The 575-nt window shown below is 42.4% G+C and carries 1 protein-coding gene and 1 pseudogene; both read right to left on the reverse strand.

Annotated features, from left to right (window positions below; translation table 11 throughout):
- Positions 1–310: uroporphyrinogen-III C-methyltransferase (locus R7040_RS28560; RefSeq protein ID WP_318097902.1), on the reverse strand; the 310-nt coding region annotated here is incomplete at its 3' end.
- Positions 311–483: 173 nt separating this feature from the next.
- A pseudogene (locus tag R7040_RS28565) lies at positions 484–575 on the reverse strand (formate/nitrite transporter family protein); the annotation flags it as partial.

Below are 575 nucleotides of genomic sequence, written 5' to 3' on the forward strand. Positions count from 1 at the left end.
GTCCAAAGATAAATGAATCACCACCTTTTAGGCGCACAACGCGTTTCCCTTCTTGTGCTTTTTCCACCAAAATTTGGTTGATCTGATCTTGTGGTACGCAGTGAAAATCGAGCTTTTTCCCGACATAAATCATCTCTGCGGATGCCTGTGCTAACTCTAGAATCTCTTTCGATACCAAACGGTCATACACCACAACTTCAGCCGCTTGAATCGCTTTCAAACCTTTGACCGTCAGTAAATCCGGATCGCCAGGCCCAGCACCAACAAGAGAAACAAAGCCGCTGTTTAAAGATGAGTTCGCAGTAGTCATATCAACGCCTATCGGAAAATTTGGATATAAAGAGTAACACTCACTTAATTGGCTTAGGGGTCAAACTACCCCAAGGAGTTATTACTTTTTATAGCTAAATCAATACAATATCTATCGAAAGTTAAATGAGTTGAATAGCCCTACCCACCAAAGGTAGGGCCAAATAAAGCGGTTTATTTTGCGATTGCAGGTTCTGCAATAACGTCCTCTTCAACACTTAGAGAAGGCGCTGTTTTCGCATGAGTTAGGTACAGTGGTAGACAAG

This window comes from Vibrio sp. 1069, assembly GCF_033340555.1.